The 981-nt window shown below is 69.5% G+C and carries 1 protein-coding gene; it reads left to right on the forward strand.

Annotated features, from left to right (window positions below; genetic code table 11):
* A partial coding sequence (gene tssK / locus ACCC94_RS29795; protein WP_413353183.1) for a type VI secretion system baseplate subunit TssK occupies positions 1-898 on the forward strand: 898 nt, incomplete at its 5' end.
* Positions 899-981: the final 83 nt, after the last annotated feature.

Below are 981 nucleotides of genomic sequence, written 5' to 3' on the forward strand. Positions count from 1 at the left end.
GGGCGAGCGCGCGCTGCGCCTGCTCACCGCCGCCGACGGCCTGCACGACTACGCAGCGCTGGGTGTGGCGCGGGTGCAGGAGAAGCGTGCAGACCGCTCCCTGGTGCTCGACGAGCAATACATTCCGCCGCTGCTGGACGTCAGCGTGAGCAAGCCGCTGGCGGCTTTTCGCAGCGAGCTGTTGGGCCTGCTGCACCAGCGCGGTGAAGCGCTGGCCGGCCGGGTGGTCGCCTCCAGCGCCGGCGGCGCCTCGGAAATCGCCGACTTCATGCTGCTGCAACTGGTCAACCGCGCCGAACCGCTGGTGGCGCACCTGGCGCGCATCACGCCGCTGCACCCGGAGCGCCTGTACAGCGAGCTGCTGGCCCTGGCCGGCGAGTTCGCCACCTTCTCCAGCGCCGGGCGGCGCCCGGCCCAGTTCCCGGTATACCAGCACGACGACCTGGTGATGAGTTTCACCCCGGTGATGCAGGCCCTGCGCGAGGCGCTGTCGATGCTCATCGACAGCAAGGCGGTGCCGATCCCGCTGGTCGAGAAGGCCTACGGCATCCACGTCGGCCTGCTCGCCGACCGCAGCCTGCTGGACACGGCCAGCTTCGTCCTCGTGGTGCGCGCCGACATGCCCGCCGAAACCCTGCGCGGCCGCTTCGGCCAGCAGAGCAAGATCGGCTCGGTGGAGCACATCCGCGACCTGGTCAACCTGCAGCTGCCGGGCATCGGCCTGCTGCCGTTGCCGGTGGCGCCCCGGCAGATTCCCTTCCACGCCGGCTCCACCTACTACGAGCTCGACCGTGGCAGCGAGCACTGGAAGCAACTGGCGCAATCCGGTGGCTTCGCCTTCCATGTCGCCGGCGAATTCCCCGGCCTGAACCTGGCCTTCTGGGCGATCCGGGGATAAGCGATGAGCGTCAACAACGACGAGTGGCCGAGCAGCAACGCCAGCCCCAATCCGCTGGGCAACGACCGCACCCAGTTCATGCC

Origin of the sequence: Pseudomonas sp. Pseusp97, assembly GCF_047304025.1 — a bacterium.
GTDB lineage: Bacteria > Pseudomonadota > Gammaproteobacteria > Pseudomonadales > Pseudomonadaceae > Pseudomonas.